This is a genomic window from Phyllobacterium sp. 22229 (assembly GCF_052056495.1).
Taxonomy (GTDB): domain Bacteria; phylum Pseudomonadota; class Alphaproteobacteria; order Rhizobiales; family Rhizobiaceae; genus Phyllobacterium; species Phyllobacterium myrsinacearum.
Genome location: NZ_JBQEPA010000003.1, coordinates 134,915 through 154,554 on the forward strand (window position 1 = coordinate 134,915; position 19,640 = coordinate 154,554).

The 19,640-nt window shown below is 60.7% G+C and carries 15 protein-coding genes; 4 read left to right on the forward strand and 11 right to left on the reverse strand.

Translation table 11 applies throughout. The annotated features are described in order from the left end of the window. Window positions 1–74: 74 nt before the first annotated feature. Window positions 75–1,166, forward strand: a complete 1,092-nt coding sequence (locus ACTJJ7_RS04635; protein ID WP_440965658.1) for a citrate synthase/methylcitrate synthase — start codon at window positions 75–77, stop codon at window positions 1,164–1,166. A 305-nt stretch (window positions 1,167–1,471) separates the two neighbouring features. After that, window positions 1,472–1,801: a hypothetical protein gene (locus tag ACTJJ7_RS04640; RefSeq protein ID WP_245421224.1), complete on the forward strand. Its 330-nt coding sequence runs from the start codon at window positions 1,472–1,474 to the stop codon at window positions 1,799–1,801. Between the two features lie 74 nt (window positions 1,802–1,875). On the opposite strand, the gene ACTJJ7_RS04645 is transcribed toward ACTJJ7_RS04640, so the two are convergent. After that, the gene (locus ACTJJ7_RS04645; protein ID WP_105737060.1) at window positions 1,876–2,871 is read right to left on the reverse strand and encodes an OmpA family protein; all 996 of its coding nucleotides are present in this window, start codon (window positions 2,869–2,871) and stop codon (window positions 1,876–1,878) included. A gap of 337 nt (window positions 2,872–3,208) precedes the next feature. Further along, on the reverse strand, window positions 3,209–4,231 hold the full coding sequence (gene gnd / locus ACTJJ7_RS04650) for a phosphogluconate dehydrogenase (NAD(+)-dependent, decarboxylating) (protein WP_440965660.1): 1,023 nt from the start codon (window positions 4,229–4,231) through the stop codon (window positions 3,209–3,211). A 330-nt stretch (window positions 4,232–4,561) separates the two neighbouring features. On the opposite strand from gnd, the gene ACTJJ7_RS04655 reads away from it, so the two are divergent. Beyond that, the gene (locus ACTJJ7_RS04655) at window positions 4,562–5,596 is read left to right on the forward strand and encodes a calcium:proton antiporter (protein ID WP_440965661.1); all 1,035 of its coding nucleotides are present in this window, start codon (window positions 4,562–4,564) and stop codon (window positions 5,594–5,596) included. Here the strand turns inward: ACTJJ7_RS04655 and ACTJJ7_RS04660 are convergent. Continuing rightward, window positions 5,586–6,485: a LysR family transcriptional regulator gene (locus tag ACTJJ7_RS04660; RefSeq protein WP_105737351.1), complete on the reverse strand. Its 900-nt coding sequence runs from the start codon at window positions 6,483–6,485 to the stop codon at window positions 5,586–5,588. The two genes, ACTJJ7_RS04655 and ACTJJ7_RS04660, sit on opposite strands and share 11 nt — an antisense overlap. Window positions 6,486–6,691: 206 nt before the next feature. Between ACTJJ7_RS04660 and ACTJJ7_RS04665 the strand changes: the two genes are divergently transcribed. Then, the gene (locus tag ACTJJ7_RS04665) at window positions 6,692–7,900 is read left to right on the forward strand and encodes an MFS transporter (protein WP_440965663.1); all 1,209 of its coding nucleotides are present in this window, start codon (window positions 6,692–6,694) and stop codon (window positions 7,898–7,900) included. A gap of 52 nt (window positions 7,901–7,952) precedes the next feature. Here ACTJJ7_RS04665 and ACTJJ7_RS04670 read toward each other — a convergent pair whose 3' ends face one another. From ACTJJ7_RS04670 to ACTJJ7_RS04705, 8 genes are all read right to left on the reverse strand, one after another. Next, window positions 7,953–8,708, reverse strand: coding sequence for a polysaccharide deacetylase family protein (locus ACTJJ7_RS04670; RefSeq protein ID WP_425350513.1), 756 nt, complete (start codon window positions 8,706–8,708; stop codon window positions 7,953–7,955). An 87-nt stretch (window positions 8,709–8,795) separates the two neighbouring features. Continuing rightward, the gene (gene ppdK, locus ACTJJ7_RS04675) at window positions 8,796–11,459 is read right to left on the reverse strand and encodes a pyruvate, phosphate dikinase (RefSeq protein WP_440965665.1); all 2,664 of its coding nucleotides are present in this window, start codon (window positions 11,457–11,459) and stop codon (window positions 8,796–8,798) included. A 174-nt stretch (window positions 11,460–11,633) separates the two neighbouring features. Continuing rightward, complete coding sequence (gene smc / locus ACTJJ7_RS04680) at window positions 11,634–15,092, reverse strand: chromosome segregation protein SMC (RefSeq protein ID WP_440965667.1); 3,459 nt, start codon at window positions 15,090–15,092, stop codon at window positions 11,634–11,636. A 72-nt stretch (window positions 15,093–15,164) separates the two neighbouring features. Then, complete coding sequence (locus ACTJJ7_RS04685) at window positions 15,165–15,878, reverse strand: DsbA family protein (protein WP_105737048.1); 714 nt, start codon at window positions 15,876–15,878, stop codon at window positions 15,165–15,167. Between the two features lie 184 nt (window positions 15,879–16,062). Next, window positions 16,063–16,389 carry a hypothetical protein gene (locus tag ACTJJ7_RS04690; protein ID WP_440965670.1) on the reverse strand — a complete coding sequence of 109 codons (327 nt, stop codon included), beginning with the start codon at window positions 16,387–16,389 and terminating at the stop codon, window positions 16,063–16,065. Between the two features lie 344 nt (window positions 16,390–16,733). Next, window positions 16,734–17,234: a DUF721 domain-containing protein gene (locus tag ACTJJ7_RS04695; RefSeq protein WP_105737044.1), complete on the reverse strand. Its 501-nt coding sequence runs from the start codon at window positions 17,232–17,234 to the stop codon at window positions 16,734–16,736. Between the two features lie 35 nt (window positions 17,235–17,269). Then, complete coding sequence (locus ACTJJ7_RS04700; protein WP_440965672.1) at window positions 17,270–18,244, reverse strand: SDR family NAD(P)-dependent oxidoreductase; 975 nt, start codon at window positions 18,242–18,244, stop codon at window positions 17,270–17,272. Window positions 18,245–18,270: 26 nt separating this feature from the next. Further along, window positions 18,271–19,581, reverse strand: a complete 1,311-nt coding sequence (locus ACTJJ7_RS04705) for an O-antigen ligase family protein (RefSeq protein ID WP_440965674.1) — start codon at window positions 19,579–19,581, stop codon at window positions 18,271–18,273. Between the last annotated feature and the right edge of the window lie 59 nt (window positions 19,582–19,640).

Genomic DNA, 19,640 nt, shown 5'->3' on the forward strand with positions numbered 1-19,640 from the left:
GATCATTTACGTCAAGATTGACGTCAATCATAGCGCACCTCATCCTGTGGCGGAAACAAAAACTGGAGTTTGCCATGAAAAACGGTCTTGATGATGTTGTCGCCACGGAAACCACGCTGTCGGATGTTGACGGGCTTGGGGGCATATTGATCATTCGCGGCCGGTCGCTGGATGAATTGGCCGGCGTTGTCTCCTACGAAGAACTGCTGGCGCTGCTGCTGTCGGATGCCTTTGACGAAAAGCCCGATGCGGATGGCCTGCGCAGACGCATCGGCCTTGCCCGGCAGGAGATCTTCCGCATGATCCCCGACGCTGCCGCGCCCTTGCTCACGCTGCCGGTCACCGATGCGGTGCGCGCGCTGACCGCCCAATTCACCGATGGCGACGACCTTGCCACCGCCCTGCGCCTGATCGCGGCTCCCGCCGTGTTCACGCCAGCACTCATCCGGCTGAAGAACGGGCAGACGCCTGTCGCGCCGGACCCCTCGCTCAGCCATGCCGCGGATATATTGCACATGCTGCACGGACGAACCGTCACGCCGCAGGAAGCCGCCGCACTCGATACCTATCTCGTCACGGTCAGCGACCACGGCATGAATGCCTCGACATTTGCGGCACGCGTGGTGGCATCCACCCATGCGGGACTGGTATCCTCCGTGCTGGCGGCATTCGGCGCGCTCAAGGGACCGCTGCACGGCGGTGCACCGGGACCGGTTCTCGATATGCTCGACGCCATAGGCACACCCGACAACGCCGAAACCTGGCTGGAAAAGGCACTGGATGACGGCGAGCGGCTGATGGGCTTTGGCCACCGCATCTACCGGGTGCGTGATCCGCGCGCCGATGCATTGATGCAGGCGCTGCGGCGGCTGGCCGGAACGGGCAATCATGGCGCGGGCCGCTTCAAGCTGGCGGAGGGCGTCGAAGCGGCGGCTTTGCGCATCCTCGCACGCCGCAAGCCCGACCGCCCGCTCAAGACCAATGTGGAATTCTACACGGCACTCCTGCTGGAAACGCTTGGTTTTCCCAGGGACAGCTTTACCAGCGTCTTCGCCATGGGGCGGGTGGGCGGCTGGATCGCCCATGCAAGGGAGCAGACCCAGCATGGCCGGCTGATCCGCCCGCAATCGCGCTATACCGGACCGCGCCCGATCAAGGCTGCATGAGGTTTTTCAAAGAAATGCGATGGCGGAAACGGCCTAAACCGGCCACCCGCCATCACATGTTCGTGTCAAACTCCGAAAACGAGGTAAATTCCTGTAATTGAACCAGTAATGTTCAACCTTAGATAGTATTTTTACTCTCTGAAAAGAGCTTTTGGTGGTATTCTGCTGATGGACTCAAGTGCACCGTCTTTGGACATTCAAAAGGAGCAACTGGGATCATGACACAGCTTTTCAATCGCCTGTCTCTGGCACTCGCCATAACGCTCTCCACCACCCCCTATGCGCTGGCCGGCCCGCTGACCACCATGGATGATGTCGGCAAAGCGCTTCATGCCTGCTGGACAGCACCGGAGGGTTCACAAAAATCCACGGTGACGCTCAGCTTCAGCTTCAAGCGCGACGGCTCGCTGATTGGCCCGCCCCGGGCCACGGCGATCGATTTTCCGGGCAAGGACGCTGCGGCGCGCAAATCATTTGTCGACGCGGCCATTTCGGCGGTCAAGCATTGCACACCACTGACATTGTCACCGGAACTGGCGCAGGGCATTGGCGGCCAGGTCTTCACCATGCAGTTTGTTTCGCCCGACGCCTGCGGCGGGGACTGCAACCGTGAAGCCAGCGTGCGGCCAAACTGACGGGCAGTCGCTGCACAGCAAAAAAGGCGGCTCGATGAACCGCCTTTCCCATTCTGTCCAACAGCACGCCAACGCTACTGGCGATGAAGCTCCACACGGCGGTTCTTGGCCCGTCCGGCTTCGTCATCATTCGATGCGACAGGCGACTGCAAGCCCTCTCCCTTCGCCTGGAGGCGGTTGGCCGCAACACTGTAAGTGCTGACCAGATCGGCAACAACCGCATCGGCCCGCGCCTTTGACAACTGCATGTTGAAATCAGCGCCGCCAATATTGTCGGTATGGCCGACCACATCGAGTTTCTCGTTCGGCTGCTCTTTCAGAAACTTGGCGATCTCATCGAGGCTCGGGCGCGATTCCGGCTTGATGGACGCCTTGTTGAAATCGAAATGAATGCCGTAGAGCAGAACCTTGCCCGCCGTATCGAGGCTCTTGCTGATTTCCGAAGCGGAAACCACCACCATCTCATCGGTCAGCTTGCCAACCTGAAGCGAGTCGAGGCGGACATAGACCTGCCCCTTGACCGCGTCGAATTCCGGCACATAACCGTCTTCGAATTCGATGACATAGAGCGCGATGTAGGTTTTGACGCCGCCTTCTTCCTTGACGGCCGCCACATAACGCGCCTCGTCCGGGCTGTAGCCGAAAAGCTGGCCGCCGGGGCCTTTTTCGCCAAAGACGTTCTCCAGTTGATAGGTGTCGGCCTGTTTGGCCTGGAACAGGACCTTGTAGCCCGCCGATTGCAGATCGTTCATGTAGTTGCGGAACACTTCGGCCGAGGACGGTCCGGCAGGGACGGAATAGACATTCTGCGTCAGACGGCCTTCCAGTGCTTCCTTGCTGGCAAAATCCGATTTGGCGGAGTCATCCTCGTTCTTGACCCATTTTCCGGTCGGCAGGGTATATTCCGCGAAGTTGCGCGCGTCGCACAACATGATCGACGACCCTTCAAAGCGCTTGATACCGGGGAGATCCTTGCAGCCCGGCTTGTCTGCCGCATGGGCGGACGATGCGATGAAAACGGCCATGAACATGAGTGCCGCGAAGACTCCACTGCAGAGTTTCGATGTCATGAGTATCTCCAAAATTATGTGACGCTGCTGCGCTGCCGGTCTGAAATCCTGGGCCAGTCGCGCCGCAGGATTGCTTTATAAGAACACAAAAATCATTTCGCAATACACGAAACATATCCTGCGTTCACCATTGAATGATCGAACGCAAAGCCGGAACTCGCCGATATTACGGGTGTTATATCACAGTTTCACTACATGCGGGATGCCAGGCTTCCGCCAATGAAAATGTTGAAACAAATAGCAAAATACAAAAACAATAGTTCGAAAATTTCTGCGTAATTTACTGATAACTCTGGTCCGGCCTGATAGCGAGGCCGGACCAGCTGCGCACGGGGCCTCAGGTTTTGGAAGCGGGTTTCTCCACATGGCCGCCAAACTCGCTGCGCATGGCCGACAGCACCTTGTTGGCGAAGTCGGCATTGCCGCGCGAGCTGAAACGCTCCTGCAGCGCCGCGCTGAGAACCGGCGTGGGCACGGCCTCGTCAATGGCGGCGATGGCTGTCCAGCGCCCCTCGCCCGAGTCGGAGACGCGCCCCTGGAAATTCGACAGGGTCGGGTCGTCGTTCAGCGCGTCGGCGGTCAAATCCAGCAGCCAGGAGCTGATCACGCTGCCACGGCGCCAGACCTCGGCGATCTGCGGCAGGTCGAAACTGTATTGGTAATGCTCCGGATGCAGGAGCGGCGTGGTTTCCGCGTCCACCTCATGCGAGCGCAGGCCGATATCCGCATTGCGCAGGATGTTCAGGCCCTCCGCATAGGCTGCCATCAAACCATATTCGATGCCATTATGGACCATCTTGACGAAGTGGCCGGCACCATTGGCGCCGCAGTGGAGATAACCGAGCGGAGCCGTGCTCCTGCCCGGCGCAGCCACGGCTGGCGCTGCCGGGTCATTGCCGCCCGGCGCCAGCGAGGCGAACACGGGCGAGAGATGCTCCACCACGTCCTTTTCGCCGCCGATCATCAGGCAATAGCCGCGCTCAAGCCCGAAGACGCCGCCGCTGGTGCCGACATCGACATAGTGCAGGCCTTTTGTCTTCAATTCGCCGCCACGGCGGATATCGTCGTGATAATAGGAATTGCCGCCATCGATGATGATATCACCCGCATCCAGCAGGGGCACGAGCCTGGCGAGGACGCTGTCGACGACGGCAGCGGGCAGCATCAGCCACACAGCGCGCGGCTTGGCCAGAAGCGAGACGAATTCCTCCAGCACGACCGTCCCGGTCGCGCCCTGCTTCTGCAGGTCCGCCATGCTTTCGGCACGGGTGTCGTGAACCACAAGGGCGTGACCACGCTTCATGAGGCGCTGCGCCATGTTGGCGCCCATGCGCCCTAACCCAATCATGCCAAGCTGCATTTCATTCTCCTTGGAGTGTTTGCAATCCATCGGGAAACCCGCGGGTCCCGTCAGGTGCAAGTTAGGCAGACCGGACCGCGGACACAAGCAAGCCTTGCGTCATAAGCGCGTGATTGCAGCGGCAGCGATACTGGCAAGCGTTCGCTGGCAAAGCGAAATCTCTGATAAAGCGTCAGAAAATCGTAAAATCGCCGGCAATTTCCTGTATAGATTCCGCACGATGACTTGCTACCTCAACCCGATGAAGGAGGGCCGATGATATCCGGATGGATCAGATTGATAGTCGCTTGGGCAACAGTGGGTGCCTTTCTCGTTTTCGGATATGGCTGGATGGCCGATCTGAGTTCGGTGATGAAAGCTTCGCTTCTGTTTGTCTGGTTGTTCGGCGTCATCATCTGGTCGGCCTTCGGCGTCGTGCATGAAGCGGAGGAACTGGCGGAACTGCTGGGCGAACCGCTCGGAACGCTCATTCTCACCCTCTCCATCGTCATCATCGAAGTGGTGCTCATCAGCGCCGTGATGCTGAGTTCGGACGCGCCGACGCTCGGCCGCGACACGATGTTCGCGGTGCTGATGATCGTTTTGAACGGCGTGGTCGGCCTTGGCCTGCTCATTGGCGGGTTGCGCTACGGCCAGCAGGGCTACAATCTGCAGGGCGCGGCATCCTATCTCATCGTCATCATTCCGCTGACGGTCATCCCGCTGATCCTGCCGAACTTCACGGTTTCCACCAGCAATGGCTCCCTCACCGTGGTTCAATCGGTGTTCTTCTCAATTTTCACTATTGCCCTCTATGTGATTTTCCTCGTGCTACAGACCGGGCGGCACCGCGACTTCTTTGTCTATCCCAAGGGAGATGAAGACGTTCTGCAGGCATCCCCCGAGGCCGAAGCGCCCCACGCGAAACCTGCCGGATCCATTGGCGGCCACACGCTGCTGCTGATCCTGAACATTCTGCCGATCGTGCTCTTGTCAAAGAGCCTGGCCTCGCTGCTTGACCATGGCATTGCCAGCTTCGGCGCGCCAACGGCCCTCGGCGGCTTGCTGATCGCCGCCATTGTCTTCACGCCGGAAGCCATCACCGCGCTTCGCGCCGTTTCGGGCAATGAACTGCAGCGCGCGGTCAACCTGTGCCTCGGCGCGGCAACCTCGACCGTCGGCCTGACGGTGCCGGCCGTGCTTGCCATCAGCCTATTGACCGGCCAGACCGCGATTCTCGGCCTGTCGCCCACCGAAATGACCCTGCTGGCGGTGACGCTGATCCTCAGCACCCTGACCTTTTCCGGCCTGCGCACGACCGTGCTTGAAGGTGCGGTGCATCTGATGATCTTCTTCGTCTATCTCGTGCTGATCTTCAGCCCCTGACCGGCGCAAGATCGAGGTGTTCGGCGACGAAATCGACGAACACCCGCAGCTTGGGTGAGAGATAGCGGCTCGACGGCCAGAGCACGCGGAACGTTCCGGAAAACGGGATAAAGTCATCGAGAACGCTGACCAGCGTTCCAGCCCGCAACTCGTCCATTATGGTGAAATCCGGCAGGCAGGCGATGCCAAGCCCCTCCTGCGCCATGTGAATCTGCGGTGCCGACGTGTTGCAGACAAGGGTCGCAGGCAGGTCGAGTTCGACATCCCTGCCATCGCGGGACAGCGGCCAGAGTTGCAATTTCCCGGTGGTCGGATAGCGGTAAAACAGGCAATGATGCCGCAACAGGTCCTCCGGCACTTCCGGTGTTCCCATGCGCGCGAAATAGTCCGGTGATCCGACGAGGCGCTTGCGGAACGAACCGAGCACCCGGGTCATCAGCCGCGAATCATTCGGCTCGCCGGTTCGCAGGACTGCGTCGAAACCGTCCTCGATCACGTCGACCAGCCGGTCCGAGCAGTCAATGTCCAGCTCGATGTCGGGATAGGCGCGCATGAAGGCGGACAGCACCGGCATCATCAGCCGGTCCGCAATCGGCATGCTGACACGCAACCTGCCACGCGGCGCCTCATTGGCCTGCGACAATTCCAGTTCAGCCGCCTCGATCTCGCAAAAAATACGGCGGCACCGCTCCAGGAACAGCGAGCCTTCGGGCGTCAGCGTGATGCTGCGGGTACTGCGGTGAAAAAGCCGGGCACCAAGCCGCTCCTCCAGCCGCGCAATGGATTTGCCGATGGCAGAGGGGGAAACGCCGAGATGGCGGCCGGCGGCGACGAAACTGCGGTATTCGGCGGCCTGCACGAAGGCATTCCATGAACCCAGATTATCCATCGACATCACCTCCTTATTGCCGACAAAAATGTCGCTTGTGAAAGGAACTATAGCCTGTTTTTCCGTTTTGCGAAGATGACTAGGTTCGGTTTCCCATCGCAGGTGTGAAGCTTCGCACTGCAAGAGCAACGCCTCTCCGCCTGCCCAACCCCTTACTCCCCAACCCCTTACTCCCCAACCCCTTACTCATTGACCCAGGCAAAGACATGACATCGATCACAACATCGCTGGACGAGGCTCCTCCCGCCTCGTCCTTCCGGCTGCCGCTCAGCGGCCTGCTTGCTCTTGCAGCCGCCGGTTTCATCACCGTCCTCACCGAAGCCCTGCCCGCGGGCCTGCTGCCCCAGATGGGCGCCAGTCTGGCAGTGCCCGAATCGCTGGTGGGCCAGCTCGTCACCATCTACGCCCTCGGCTCTCTCATCGCCGCTATCCCACTGACCGCGGCCACACGCGGATGGCGGCGCAAGCCGCTGCTTTTGAGCGCCATCGGCGGTTTCGCCATCGTCAACACGGTCACGGCGGTTTCCACCAGCTACACGCTGACGCTCGGCGCCCGGTTCTTTGCGGGCGTCTTTGCCGGGCTGCTCTGGGCGCTGGTTGCCGGTTATGCCGGGCGCATGGTGCCCGACCACATGAAAGGCAAGGCCATGGCCGTCGCCATGCTTGGCGCGCCCGTCGCGCTGTCTCTCGGCGTGCCCGCCGGGACATTTCTGGGCGCGTTTGTCGGATGGCAATACACGTTTGGGATCATGAGCGGCCTCACCGTGCTGCTGGTCGGCTGGACCATCTGGAAATTGCCGGACTTTCCCGGCCAGGAAGCGGGCAGGCAATTGCCGATCTCCGGCGTGTTCGCCATTCCAGGCGTCAAGGCCGTGCTGTTTGTCACGCTGACCTATGTGGTGGCCCATAACGTGCTCTATACCTACATCGCACCGTTTCTGGTTCCCGCTGGGCTCGCCGGAAGCATCGACAAGGTGCTGTTCGTCTTTGGCCTGTCCGCCATTCTCGGCACATGGATGATCGGCCTGATGATCGACCGCTGGCTGCGTGAACTGACGCTGATCTGCATCGCGGCCTTTGCCGTGGCGGCGGTGCTCCTTGCCATCTGGTCCGCCAACAGCGCGATGGTCTATCTCAGCTTCGCCATATGGGGTGTGACCTATGGCGGCGTGCCGACCCTGTTCCAGACCGCATCGGCCAAAACCGCAGGCGATGCGGCGGACGTTGCACAATCAATGATTGTGACCGTCTGGAACATCGGCATTGCCGGTGGCGGCATCATCGGCGGTTTTCTCCTGGAAACAACCGGCGTCACCTCGTTCTCATGGGTGCTGCTGGTACTGCTCGCCCTAGCCTTCATCGCCGCCGTCCGGGCGCGAAGCCACGGCTTTCCGGCTGCGGTAACGGCGGGATAGATGCGATTATGAAAAATCAAAACCGGCAGCGGTCTTTCGCTGCCGCTTTTGCTCAGACCCCGGAGCGCACCGGCTGGGCGGAAACGGGCACGTCCTGCAGGCGCACGAAGCGAAAACCCTTTTGCTGCAGGGCCAAAACACCTTTGGCAACGCCCGCACCGGCCACCCGGCCCGGCTGGTTGATATGGGCAATGATCACATCACCGTCTTTGGCGGCGGCAATACGCTTTTCCACCAGCCCGGCCATCAGCGAGGCCCCCATATCGGCATTGAGCGAATAACCGGCTACCCGGTAGCCCATCTCATGGATGATGCGGATGCCGTTTTCGCTGTAGCGGGCAGTCGCATCGCGATACCAGACCGGCTTGGCGACGGAGGCCTTCAGCATGGCGTCGACACCGCCCTGGATCTCGCTGCGGATGGCGGCTTCCGAGCCTGCCGTCTTCAATCCGAACATGGTGGGCTGGTTGTCGATGGCGGGGATATGGTTGAAGCCGTGATTTTCCAGTTCAAACAGGTCGGGATGCGCCTTCATGACCGCAAGCGCCTCGGCATTGTGCCGCATCCAGCGGGCGGTGACGAAGATCGTTGCCGGGATGCGGTTTTCAACCAGCGTGTTGAGGATGCGCAGGTCCGTCTGGCCTGAACAGGCATCCAGCGTCAGAGCCACCTGCGGCGCAGCGGCGCCGCCCTTGGCGACGTAAAGCTTCGGCTCGACGAACGGCGCGGGATGATCCCCCGCCGTTGCGATCCCCGCAGGCGTGACGAGGAGAAGAGCAGCGATGATGGCAGAGGCTGAGCGCACGATGTTTGACCAATGTTGAGAATTTCGCGCAGATACGCGCGCAGATCACGTCCAAAATGCGGCACCGGCCCTGCAAACAGGGCCGATGCGCTATTTTTGCTTGGCCGAGGCCTGCGCCGCTGCCAGACGCGCGATCGGTACGCGGAACGGCGAGCAGGAGACATAGTCAAGGCCGGTCTCTTCGCAGAAGTGAATGGAAGCCGGATCGCCGCCATGTTCACCGCAGATGCCCAGCTTGATGTCCGGGCGGGTTGCCTTGCCCTTTTCCACGGCAATGCGCACCAGCTCGCCAACGCCGTCCACATCGATGGAGACGAACGGGTCCTGCTGGATGATGCCCTTCATCTGATAGGTCATCAGGAAGGCGGATGCATCGTCGCGCGAAATACCGAAGGTTGTCTGCGTCAGATCGTTGGTGCCGAAGGAAAAGAACTCCGCCACCTCGGCAATCGAATGCGCCCGTACCGCTGCGCGCGGCAATTCGATCATCGTGCCAACGAGGTAATTGATCCTGATATCGGCTTCCTTCATCACATCAGCGGCAACCGCATCGATGCGGGCCTTGACGAAATCAAGTTCTGCACGCAGGCCGACGAGCGGCACCATGATTTCCGGTTCGACCGGCGCGCCGGTGACTTCCGCCGCCTGCACGGCAGCTTCGAAAATCGCCCGCACCTGCATTTCGGCGATTTCCGGATAGGAAATGGCCAGGCGGCAGCCGCGATGACCGAGCATCGGGTTGAATTCATGCAGGCTGTCGGTGCGCTCGCGCAGCTTCTCCGGGCTGACATTCATGACAGCAGCAACTTCCGCGATTTCCTCTTCCGTCTTCGGCAGGAATTCGTGCAGCGGCGGGTCAAGCAACCGGATCGTCACGGGAAGACCGTTCATGATTTCGAACAGCTCCTTGAAATCGGCGCGCTGCATCGGCAACAGCTTGTCGAGCGCGGCGCGGCGGCCCTTCTCGCTGTCAGCCAGGATCATTTCACGCATGGCAATGATACGCTCGCCATCAAAGAACATATGCTCGGTACGGCAAAGACCGATGCCCTCGGCCCCGAAGGAGCGCGCCATGCGCGCATCATTCGGCGTTTCGGCATTGGCACGCACCTTCATGCGGCGCGTCGTGTCGGCCCATTCCATGATCTTGGCGAAATCGCCGGAGAATTCCGGCTGCAGCATCGGAACGGCACCTTTGAGCACCTGGCCGATACCGCCATCGATGGTGATGATATCGCCCTTCTTCAACAGCACGCCTGCGGCCAGCAGGGTTTCATTGCGGTAATCGACGCGCAGGGAACCCGCACCGGAGACGCAGGGCTTGCCCATGCCGCGCGCCACCACGGCCGCGTGGCTGGTCATGCCGCCACGGGTCGTCAGGATGGCTTCGGCGGCGTGCATGCCGTGAATGTCTTCCGGACTGGTTTCGATGCGCACGAGGATGGCCTTGCGGCTTTCCGACTTCAATTGTTCTGCATCTTCCGACGAGAACACGATCTCGCCGGTCGCCGCGCCCGGCGATGCCGGAAGCCCGCTGCCGATGACATTGCGCTTGGCCGAAGGATCGATCGTCGGATGCAGAAGCTGATCGAGCGAAGCCGGATCAATGCGCAAAACCGCTTCTTCCCGCGTGATCAGGCCTTCATTTGCCATTTCAACGGCGATTTTCAAAGCGGCCTTGGCGGTCCGCTTGCCGGACCGCGTCTGCAGCATCCACAGCTTGCCGTTCTCGATGGTGAATTCGAGATCCTGCATGTCGGTGTAATGCTTTTCCAGGCGGTCGGACACGGCGCAAAATTCGGCAAAGGCGGCCGGCATCAGCTTTTCCAGCGATGGCTTGTCGGAACCGGCGGCAATGCGCGCGTCTTCCGTAATGTTCTGCGGCGTCCTGATGCCCGCAACCACGTCCTCACCCTGCGCATTGACGAGAAACTCGCCATAGAGCTTCTTTTCGCCGGTCGACGGATTGCGCGTGAAGGCGACGCCCGTTGCCGAACGCTCACCCATATTGCCGAACACCATGGCCTGAATATTGACGGCCGTGCCCCAGCTTTCCGGGATGTTGTGCAAGCGGCGATAGGTGATGGCGCGCGTGTTCATCCAGCTGGAGAAAACAGCGCCGATCGCGCCCCAGAGCTGCTTTTCCGGGTCCTGCGGGAATGGCTCTTCCAGCTCCTCCTCGATTTTCGCCTTGTAGAGGTCGATGATGCCTTTCCAGTCATCGGCCGACAGCGCCGTATCGATCTCCACGCCGAGATTGGCCTTGGTGTCCTCGAGGATTTCCTCGAAGACCGAATGGTCAAGCCCCATGACCACGTCGGAATACATCTGGATGAAACGGCGATAGCTGTCATAGGCAAAGCGCGGATCGCCGGATTCGCGGGCGATAGCTTCCACGGTCTGATCATTGAGGCCGAGATTGAGCACGGTATCCATCATACCAGGCATGGAAGCGCGGGAACCGGAACGCACGGACACCAGCAGCGGCTTGGACGGATCGCCGAAATCGCGGCCCGTCACCGCAGCGATATGGCCAAGCGCCTTCTTCACATCGGCTTCGAGCGTGCCGGGATACTGATGGCCGTTCTCGTAGAACCAGCTGCAGACCTCGGAGGTGATGGTAAATCCGGGCGGGACCGGCAGCCCGAGTGCGCACATCTCGGCCAGATTGGCCCCCTTGCCGCCCAGAAGGTTGCGATCACCGGCAGAGCCTTCCGCCTTGCCGTCACCGAATGTGTAAACCCACTTCACCATTGCAGCCTCCCATGCCGCCGTCCACGCGCCGCAAAGCGCTGAAGAAGGTCTATTCGATAGGTTCGCGAAGCACCACCAAAAAATGCTGCATTGCACCATTCAAATCGATTAGCAGAGTAAATCCGCGTTAATCTTTGAAATCCTTCGTCATTTCAAGCTTGAAGCAGTCTGGTATCAGCTCGCCTCGCGCAGCTGCTCGGCGGTCTGGAGATCGACCGACACCAACTGGCTGACGCCCTGTTCGGCCATGGTGACACCAAACAGACGGTTCATGCGCGCCATGGTGATCGGATTGTGGGTGATGACGACAAAACGGGTTTCCGTTGATGCGGCCATCTCGTCCATCAGGTTGCAGAAACGTTCGACATTGTGGTCATCGAGCGGCGCATCCACTTCGTCGAGCACGCAGATCGGCGCCGGATTGGTCAGGAACACTGCAAAGATCAGCGCCATCGCCGTCAGGGCCTGCTCGCCGCCGGACAAGAGCGTCATGGTCTGCGGCTTCTTGCCGGGCGGCCGGGCGAGAATTTCAAGACCGGCTTCGAGCGGGTCTTCCGATTCAATCAATTGCAACTCGGCCGTGCCGCCACCGAACAGATGCGTGAACAGGCGCTGGAACTGCGCATTCACCACCTCGAACGCCGCAAGCAGCCGTTCGCGTCCCTCGCGATTGAGGCTCTGGATCGCCTGGCGCAACTTCTTGACCGCTTCGATAATGTCTTCGCGCTCGCTGACAATCGCCTCAAGCCGCGCTGACAATTCTTCCTGCTCTTCCTCGGCCCGCAGATTGACGGCACCGAGCCGCTCGCGCTCGATCTTGAGCCGCTCCAGATTGCGGTCCGTCGCATCGACGTCCGGCAGCGGATCATTGGGGCCGAGCCCAGTCAGCTTCATGGCTTCATGCGGCGCACAGTTGAGAGCTTCGCCAATGCGGGTTTCGGCCTCGTGGCGGCGTTCCTGCGCCGCGGCAAGACGCTCTTCCGACCGGGCCCGGCCCTCGCGCGCCGTGGCCAGCGCCTGAATGGCATCGGTGGCGGCGCGATCGAGTTCCTGCTGGCGCGCTTCAGCAACGGCCAGACGGTCACTCGCCTCCTTGCGCAACGCTTCCGCTTGCGAGAGCTGCGACAGCAGTGCCCGGTTGCGCTCGGCAATTTCATCCGGCGCATCGACCAGATCGGCAAATTCTTCTTCCGCTTCCTGCCGCCGCTCGGTCAGGGATTCGATCTGACGGTCGGCATTCAGCGCGCGGTCATTCCAGCTCCTGCGCTCAAAACCGATGGACTCCAGACGTCGCATGCGGTTCTCGGCCTCGCGGCGCAGGCCCTCATGCACGGCGCGGGCCTCGGCGAGCGCTGCGCGGTCGGTCATGACTTCCGCGGTCAGCTGGCTGAGGCGGATATTGACCTCTTCCAGATCCGGCGCGCGCGCGAGCCGGTCCTCAGCTTCAAGAAACTGCTCCTGTGTTTCCTCAAGCGTTTCGGCGAGGCGGGCCTTGCCCTCGTCCAAAGCGGCGCGGCGGCTGGAAAGCTGGCCTGCAGCCCGTTCGGCTGATGCAAGCGCCTCACGCGCATCGCTGACAGCCCGCTGCATGGCGCGCCAATGATCGCGGGCCGTGCGCTCATTGTCGACCGACTGGCGCACGGCAGCTTCTGCCCCAGCAATCGCAGCCTCAGCCTCGCGCAGATGCTTCGTCGCTTCGACAACCTCGATGTCCAGCTCGGCCAGGCGGTTTTTCTGCGCCAGACGCTGGGCAGCAGGCGTCGGGGCATCGGCGCTTGCCGTATAGCCATCCCAGCGCCACAGCGCACCGGAACGGCTGACCAGCCGCTGACCCGGTTTCAACGATGCCTGAATGCGCGCGCCGTCCGCTTCGTCGACAATGCCGATCTGGGCAAGACGGCGGGCCAGCTGGTGCGGTGCCTTGACCACACTGGCGAGGGATTTAAGCCCGGCGGGCAGTGCGGGATCATCCCCGGCACCATCAATATCGCCCCAGAAAACCGGTGCGCTGCGATCCAGCGGCGCATCGAGATCTTCACCGAGCGCCGCGCCAAGCGCGACTTCGAAACCCTTTTCGACCTTTACCGCTTCGACAACGGCAGGAAACAGGTCCGAGCCGCCGACATTGATCATCTTGGCCAAGGTGCGGGCTTCAGTCTCGATGCGGTTGAGATTGCTGCGGGCATCCTGCATCGGCTGGCGCAACTGCGCTTCCGTGCGGCGCGCCGTTTCGACAGCCGCTTCCGCAGCCAGGGCGCCTTCTTCCGCCTGCTCAAGCGTTGCCTCGGCGGCTTCAACCAGCGCCTGCTTCTCGATAGGGTCGGCAAGCGCGGAAATCTGCGCCGTGATGGCCGCAAGATCACGCTCCACGTCGCCCATCTGGCGGGCAAGGCGGTCGCGGCGTTCTGTGCTTTCGCGCAAATTGCGTTCGATCTGCGCCCGTTCGGCGGTGGCTTCGGCGCGTTCAGCGGTTACTTTGGCAAGCGCCGCTTCGCTTTCCCTCAGCTTGGCATCCGCACGTTCAAAATCGGCGCGCGTTTCCAGTTCGTGTTCGCCCGCATTGGCGTTGTCCTGATTGAGCGAACGTTCTTCCGCGTCGAGACGCGCCAGAATATCGGCATTGTCGCGCACCATCTGCTCTTCGCGGGCAATATCGGCGGTGAGCTGCGCCAGACGCTTTTCCAGCTCCGACTGGCGGGCACGGATGCGCTGGGCTTCTTCCTCGATCTGCGAGCGGGCGATGGTCAGGCGCTGCAAGGCGGCGGCAGCCTTGGCTTCCGCCTCGCGCAAGTCAGGCAGCTTGTGCGCACCGATTGCCTGTTCCTTGGCGGCGTTCATCTGGACCTGGGCGAAATCGCCGACGGCTGAGGTTGCGGCGGACAAAGCCGATTGCGCCTCTGCCTCCTGATGTTTGGCAACAGCCCATTTCAAATGCAGGAGGATCGCTTCGGAACGCCGGATATCCGCCGACAGGCTCTTGAACCGGTTGGCCTGGCGCGATTGCCGCTTCAGGCTTTCGATCTGGGTTTCCAGTTCGCCGACGACGTCTTCCAGCCGTTCGAGATTCTGTTCCGCTGCCCGCAGGCGCAGCTCCGCTTCATGGCGGCGGGTGTGCAGGCCGGATATGCCGGCGGCTTCTTCGAGGAGCGCCCGGCGGGCCTGCGGCTTGGCCTGGATCAGTTCGCCGATACGGCCCTGCCCGACCATCGATGGCGAGCGCGCGCCGGTCGACTGGTCGGCGAACAGCAGCTGCACGTCCTTGGCGCGGGCATCCTTGCCGTTGATGCGGTAAACCGAACCCGCCTCGCGTTCAATGCGGCGCGACACCTGCAACTCATCGGCATCGTTGAAGGTTGCCGGGGCGCTGCGGTCGTGATTGTCGAGAAACAGCGTGACTTCGGCTGTATTGCGCGACGGGCGCGTGCCGGAGCCGGAGAAAATGACGTCATCCATGCCGGAGGCGCGCATGTTCTTGTAGGAGCTTTCGCCCATGACCCAGCGCAGGGCTTCGACAAGATTGGACTTGCCGCAGCCATTGGGGCCGACAACGCCGGTCAATCCGCTTTCAATGACGAATTCGGCGGGTTCGACGAAGGATTTGAAACCGAGGAGGCGGAGTTTCGTGAAGCGCATCAGAGGCCCTTCCCGCACGATACCGCAAGGGCGGACGCGGCAAGGCGTCCGCCTGAATTCAACAGGCAGCTATCAGAGTAGACCGTCGATAATCGCTGACATTTCGTCAACCGATAGGGCTCCTGCATATTTCGTGCCGTTGATGAAGAAGGTCGGCGTAGCATTGACGCCGAAATCCTTGGCTCCGCGGTCACGCGATGCATTCACATCATCCAGAAGTTTTTGGTTCGTCAAGCAAGCGTTGAACGACTCCTGTGTAAAACCGGCCAATTTGGAGATTTGCATCAAAGGTTCTACGGCATTTGCCGATGCAGCCCACTGTTCCTGCTGTTTGAACAGGACATCAACGAGCGGATAGTAGCGGTCTTCCGGGGCGCAGCGGGCCAGCATGAAGGCGGCGGCAGCGCGCGGATCGAATGGAAATTCGCGCAGGATGAGCTTGGCCTTGCCCGTGTCGATGTACTTTTCCTTGATCGCCGGCAGGGTGGCAACGGTGAAGTGCGCGCAATGCGGGCAGGTCATCGACGCATATTCGATGATGGTGACCGGGGCGTCGGCCTTGCCCATCACGATATCCTTGAGAGGACCCTGCTCCATCAGCTTGGCCGGATCGACCTTCCCGGCGGATTCCGGAATCTTGACGTCGGCGGGCGTGCCGGGCACCGGTGTCGCGGCGGGCTTGGCCGCATCTTCTGACCATGCAGGGTTGCCCGCAGTCACAGCGAGCGCCGCCGTCGATACGGCCGCGAGGGTCAGAATGTTTCGGCGTGTCAGCATGTCAGTCATAAGGATCACCTGTCTCCGGTGTTGATTATGCGTTGTTTGACTCCGTAGAGCCCTATGGCAGTCTCTTTAAGGCAGAGCTTGCCATCTGTCTTTGAATTTTTCGTGATCTGGCGGGAATAAAGACCAAGCAGAACACAATCGCACGCCGTCAATCATTGGACATCGCCCCTCCGTCATCCCGGGCTCAACCCGAGGATGACGACGATGGGTGGTCCGTGTAATCAAAAGCCTCGCGGTCGCCCTGATCGAGAAAAAGCAGCGGAGGATTATCTCCCGCCTGCCTGACATGGCTGATGACATGCAGCTGGTTGCCCGCATCGCGGTGGATGGAATAGACCAGCTCACCGTCAAAACGTCTTTCCACCCTCCTGCTCTCAATGCGAAAGCGCAGTGTCAGCGCCACCAGCCCCAGCACGAAGGCGGGCGGAACGATCAGCCATAGAATCTTGAGCCAGTCCGACAATGACTGGTACGTATCGAACAAATCCTGCCAGAAATTGTAATCGGTCACGCCGCACTCCCTTGTCCATCCAGAGGAAAGCGGTCACCCGAGGCTTATCCTCTGGTGACCGGGGAGTTAGAAAATCGCCAAGAGACGACCGCCACGGCCTTTAAGCCGAAGCTCTGGACATACGCCGGGGCCTCCCCGGCCATAGGGCTGAGGAGGTGCCTTTGCGGTCGACACCGACCGCTCTTGGAAGGAGTTTCTACGCCCCAAGACCGATCCGTTTCGACCGGCCTCATTGCGGACCATAATGGGAAAGTGGAGCAGGTGAAAGGGGTTAGGCTGTGAGTTTGTACAATGAAGGCTGCAAAATCTCCGGTGCGTGGTACGACAAACCAACCGCGATCAGGCTAGCGCTTGATCTTTTCCGCATGGATGCTTTGCCCCAGCCGTTCCAGCGCCTCGCGCAGGCTGTCGTCCTCGATGGCTTCGACGACACGGCTGATCTTCCCCCTGGTTGCCGCGTCGACGGGCGGCAATGGCCGCCGCTTCGGCGCGGGCAGCGTGATGGCCTTCTGCTCGATCTTGATGCGGCCGACCGCGGCAAAGCCGAGAAAGGCATTGACCCGGCTGATGATTTCGCCGGTCTCGTGCTGAATGCGCATGGCGGTAAACCCCTGGCAGGCAATCACCAGCGTCGCCGGCTGGAACGGATCGTCCTCATGGGCCCGGCGCGGCCACAGGAGCTTCAGGGGCCGCGACTGGTCACCGAGAGCCGGACCGACCACCTCTTCCCAGGCCTGAACGAGTTCAATGGTGATCCCTGCCCGTTTGCGCAGGACAGGATCGAGCACGCCCGATGCGGGGTCGGCCAATGGCCGGAATCCCCTTTGCTTGCGGTCATCGCTCATCGTTTAAACTGCCTTGCATGTCCGGAATGGAAGCGTCAGCGGCCATTATAGCCGCGAAACCATTCAACAAACAGGGGTATACCCTCTTCCAGCGTCGTCTTCGGGCAAAAGCCCAGATCGCGCGTGGCAAGACCGATATCGGCATAGGTGCGCTCGACATCCGCCGGGGGCATTGGCTCAAACGCCTTGATGGCTTCCCGGCCGACCGCCTGCTCGATGATCTCGATAAAGCGGAGCAAGGCCACCGGATTGTTGTTGCCGAGATTGTAGACCGGGGCGGTTTCCGCAGGATTGGACAGGATACGGTTCACCGCACCGAGGACGCCGCTGACGATATCGTCGATAAAGGTGAAATCGCGCGCCATCTTGCCGTGATTATAGACCTTGATCGGCTCGCCCTTTGAAATGGCGTCCGTGAACAGCCATGGCGCCATGTCCGGCCGGCCATAGGGGCCATAGACCGTGAAGAAGCGCAGGCCCGTCGAAGCGATCTTGTGGACGTGCGCATAGGAGTAGGCCAGCAGCTCCGCCGAGCGCTTTGTCGCCGCATAGACCGACACCGGATGATTGACCGGATCGCTCTCGGAAAACGGCACCTTGGTATTGGCGCCATAAACCGACGACGAGCTTGCATAGACGACGGGGGGCTGCTTCGGCATCACGCGGGCCTGTTCAAACACGCTCACCTGGCCCTGAACATTGGCATCGACATAGGCAGCCGGATTTTCGACGGAGTAGCGCACGCCCGCCTGAGCCGCCAGATGCACGATGACATCCGCATCGGTGTCGCTGGCAATCGCGGCGCGCAGTTCCTCCGGTCTGGCAATATTGGCGCGGACAAAGCGGATATTGGACAATCCATCCAGCGCTGACAGGCGGGTTTCCTTGAGGGCCACCTGATAGTAATCATTGAGATTGTCGATGGCGACGACCTCGAAACCCTCCCCGGCGAGCCGCTTTGCCACGTGAAAGCCGATAAAGCCTGCCGCTCCGGTAACAATCGCTTTCATGTCAGAACTTTATCCTCAACCCATTACTATGCCGCCAGCGCGGCTTTGTCCTGTTCGGCGCGGTCCGCGATCTCCCGCACCGACAAATAGGGCGTCGGACCGGAAATCGTGCAGATGAGCAGCGTCACGTAGATGAAAACCGCGTCGGTCGCATCGTGGCCGAACATGATACCAAACATTCCGGTGATCACATAAGCCGTCACGAGCAGCAAGGAAAGCGCCGTCGTCAAATCCCGCCCGGGTCCGGGTTCCTTCAGACGCGCGGCGACAATGGGCGCTGACAGCAGCAGCAGCAGTGCCACAACACCCAGCACGCCGCCATCGACTGCCGCATTCAAAAAGCCGTTATGGACATGGGTGAACACCATGTACTTCTCGGGAGGCAGATTCAAAGCCTCGTTGACCGACTGCATACGGTTTTGCGGGCCCTGTCCGATCAGCGGGGACGCGAGAAATGCTTTTTCAGCGCCGCTCCACAGCAGAAGCCGGGCGCTCAGCGAGCTGATATTGTTGGGATCTTCATCCAGCTGCACGATATCGGTCTGCAGCGCGCTGTAGCGATCCATGATCTTCGGGACAGCCGCAAGAGCCACCACCACGAGCAAAAGCGCCATCAGCAGTTTCACGGTTCGATTGATCGACGGCAGGGTCTGGCCGCGCAGGTACCAGAACAGGATGGCGCAATGAAACGGGATGACCAGCCAGGCCGACCGGGTGCCGGAAAGGAAAGCACAGATCAACCCGCAGGTGAACCCCGCAACGGCAATCAGCCGTTCGGTTTTGCTCTCCGAGTGAACGTTGAGCAGCGCGATGCTGCCGAACAGCACGGCAAAAAGCCCGAAAACCGCAGCATTGCCGGCGCCGCCAGTGGCACGGCTTTCATGCAGGAGCATCTGGACGATGCTGTAAATCAAGGCGCCGATCATCCCGATGCCAGCGCCGGTCACGAAGAACGAAACGATGCGCCCGTCGAGACTCACCTTGAGCCTGGGGATAATGGCCCAGACCGCCAGGAACGGGATCATCTTCAAGAGGTATTCAGCGCCCTTCGCCAGATTCGGGCTGAGAAGCACCACGAAAACCGTCACCAGGACATAGGCGGTAAAAATCCAGGCGATGATACGGTCCTGGCGCGTCATCCGATAGGGAAAGCGCCGCAGAACCAGGGAGATGATCGCCCAGAGAAAGGCGCAGACCAGCGTTACCGAGGTTCCGCTGACCAGCAAGCCGGGGAAAAGTGCAAACAGGAACGTGAAAATGCGATTGTTGCGATCAATACCGATGAGACGCCCTTTTGTGGGGAGCAGCAGGGCGTTGGTCAACTGAGCTGGGAACATTTATGAATCCGAATGTTCTTGAATTTACTTTCGCAACCGTTTCATGAGAAATGTCACTC

Excerpts from the sequence above, each read along its gene's own strand:
- ppdK (WP_440965665.1), bottom strand. The coding sequence starts at position 11,459 with ATGGTGAAGTGGGTTTACACATTCGGTGACGGCAAGGCGGAAGGCTCT.
- ACTJJ7_RS04635 (WP_440965658.1), top strand. The coding sequence starts at position 75 with ATGAAAAACGGTCTTGATGATGTTGTCGCCACGGAAACCACGCTGTCG.
- ACTJJ7_RS04665 (WP_440965663.1), top strand. The coding sequence starts at position 6,692 with ATGACATCGATCACAACATCGCTGGACGAGGCTCCTCCCGCCTCGTCC.
- ACTJJ7_RS04700 (WP_440965672.1), bottom strand. The coding sequence starts at position 18,244 with ATGAAAGCGATTGTTACCGGAGCGGCAGGCTTTATCGGCTTTCACGTG.
- ACTJJ7_RS04655 (WP_440965661.1), top strand. The coding sequence starts at position 4,562 with ATGGCCGATCTGAGTTCGGTGATGAAAGCTTCGCTTCTGTTTGTCTGG.
- ACTJJ7_RS04695 (WP_105737044.1), bottom strand. The coding sequence starts at position 17,234 with ATGAGCGATGACCGCAAGCAAAGGGGATTCCGGCCATTGGCCGACCCC.
- ACTJJ7_RS04645 (WP_105737060.1), bottom strand. The coding sequence starts at position 2,871 with ATGACATCGAAACTCTGCAGTGGAGTCTTCGCGGCACTCATGTTCATG.
- ACTJJ7_RS04660 (WP_105737351.1), bottom strand. The coding sequence starts at position 6,485 with ATGGATAATCTGGGTTCATGGAATGCCTTCGTGCAGGCCGCCGAATAC.
- ACTJJ7_RS04705 (WP_440965674.1), bottom strand. The coding sequence starts at position 19,581 with ATGTTCCCAGCTCAGTTGACCAACGCCCTGCTGCTCCCCACAAAAGGG.
- smc (WP_440965667.1), bottom strand. The coding sequence starts at position 15,092 with ATGCGCTTCACGAAACTCCGCCTCCTCGGTTTCAAATCCTTCGTCGAA.
- ACTJJ7_RS04685 (WP_105737048.1), bottom strand. The coding sequence starts at position 15,878 with ATGACTGACATGCTGACACGCCGAAACATTCTGACCCTCGCGGCCGTA.
- ACTJJ7_RS04640 (WP_245421224.1), top strand. The coding sequence starts at position 1,472 with ATGGATGATGTCGGCAAAGCGCTTCATGCCTGCTGGACAGCACCGGAG.
- gnd (WP_440965660.1), bottom strand. The coding sequence starts at position 4,231 with ATGCAGCTTGGCATGATTGGGTTAGGGCGCATGGGCGCCAACATGGCG.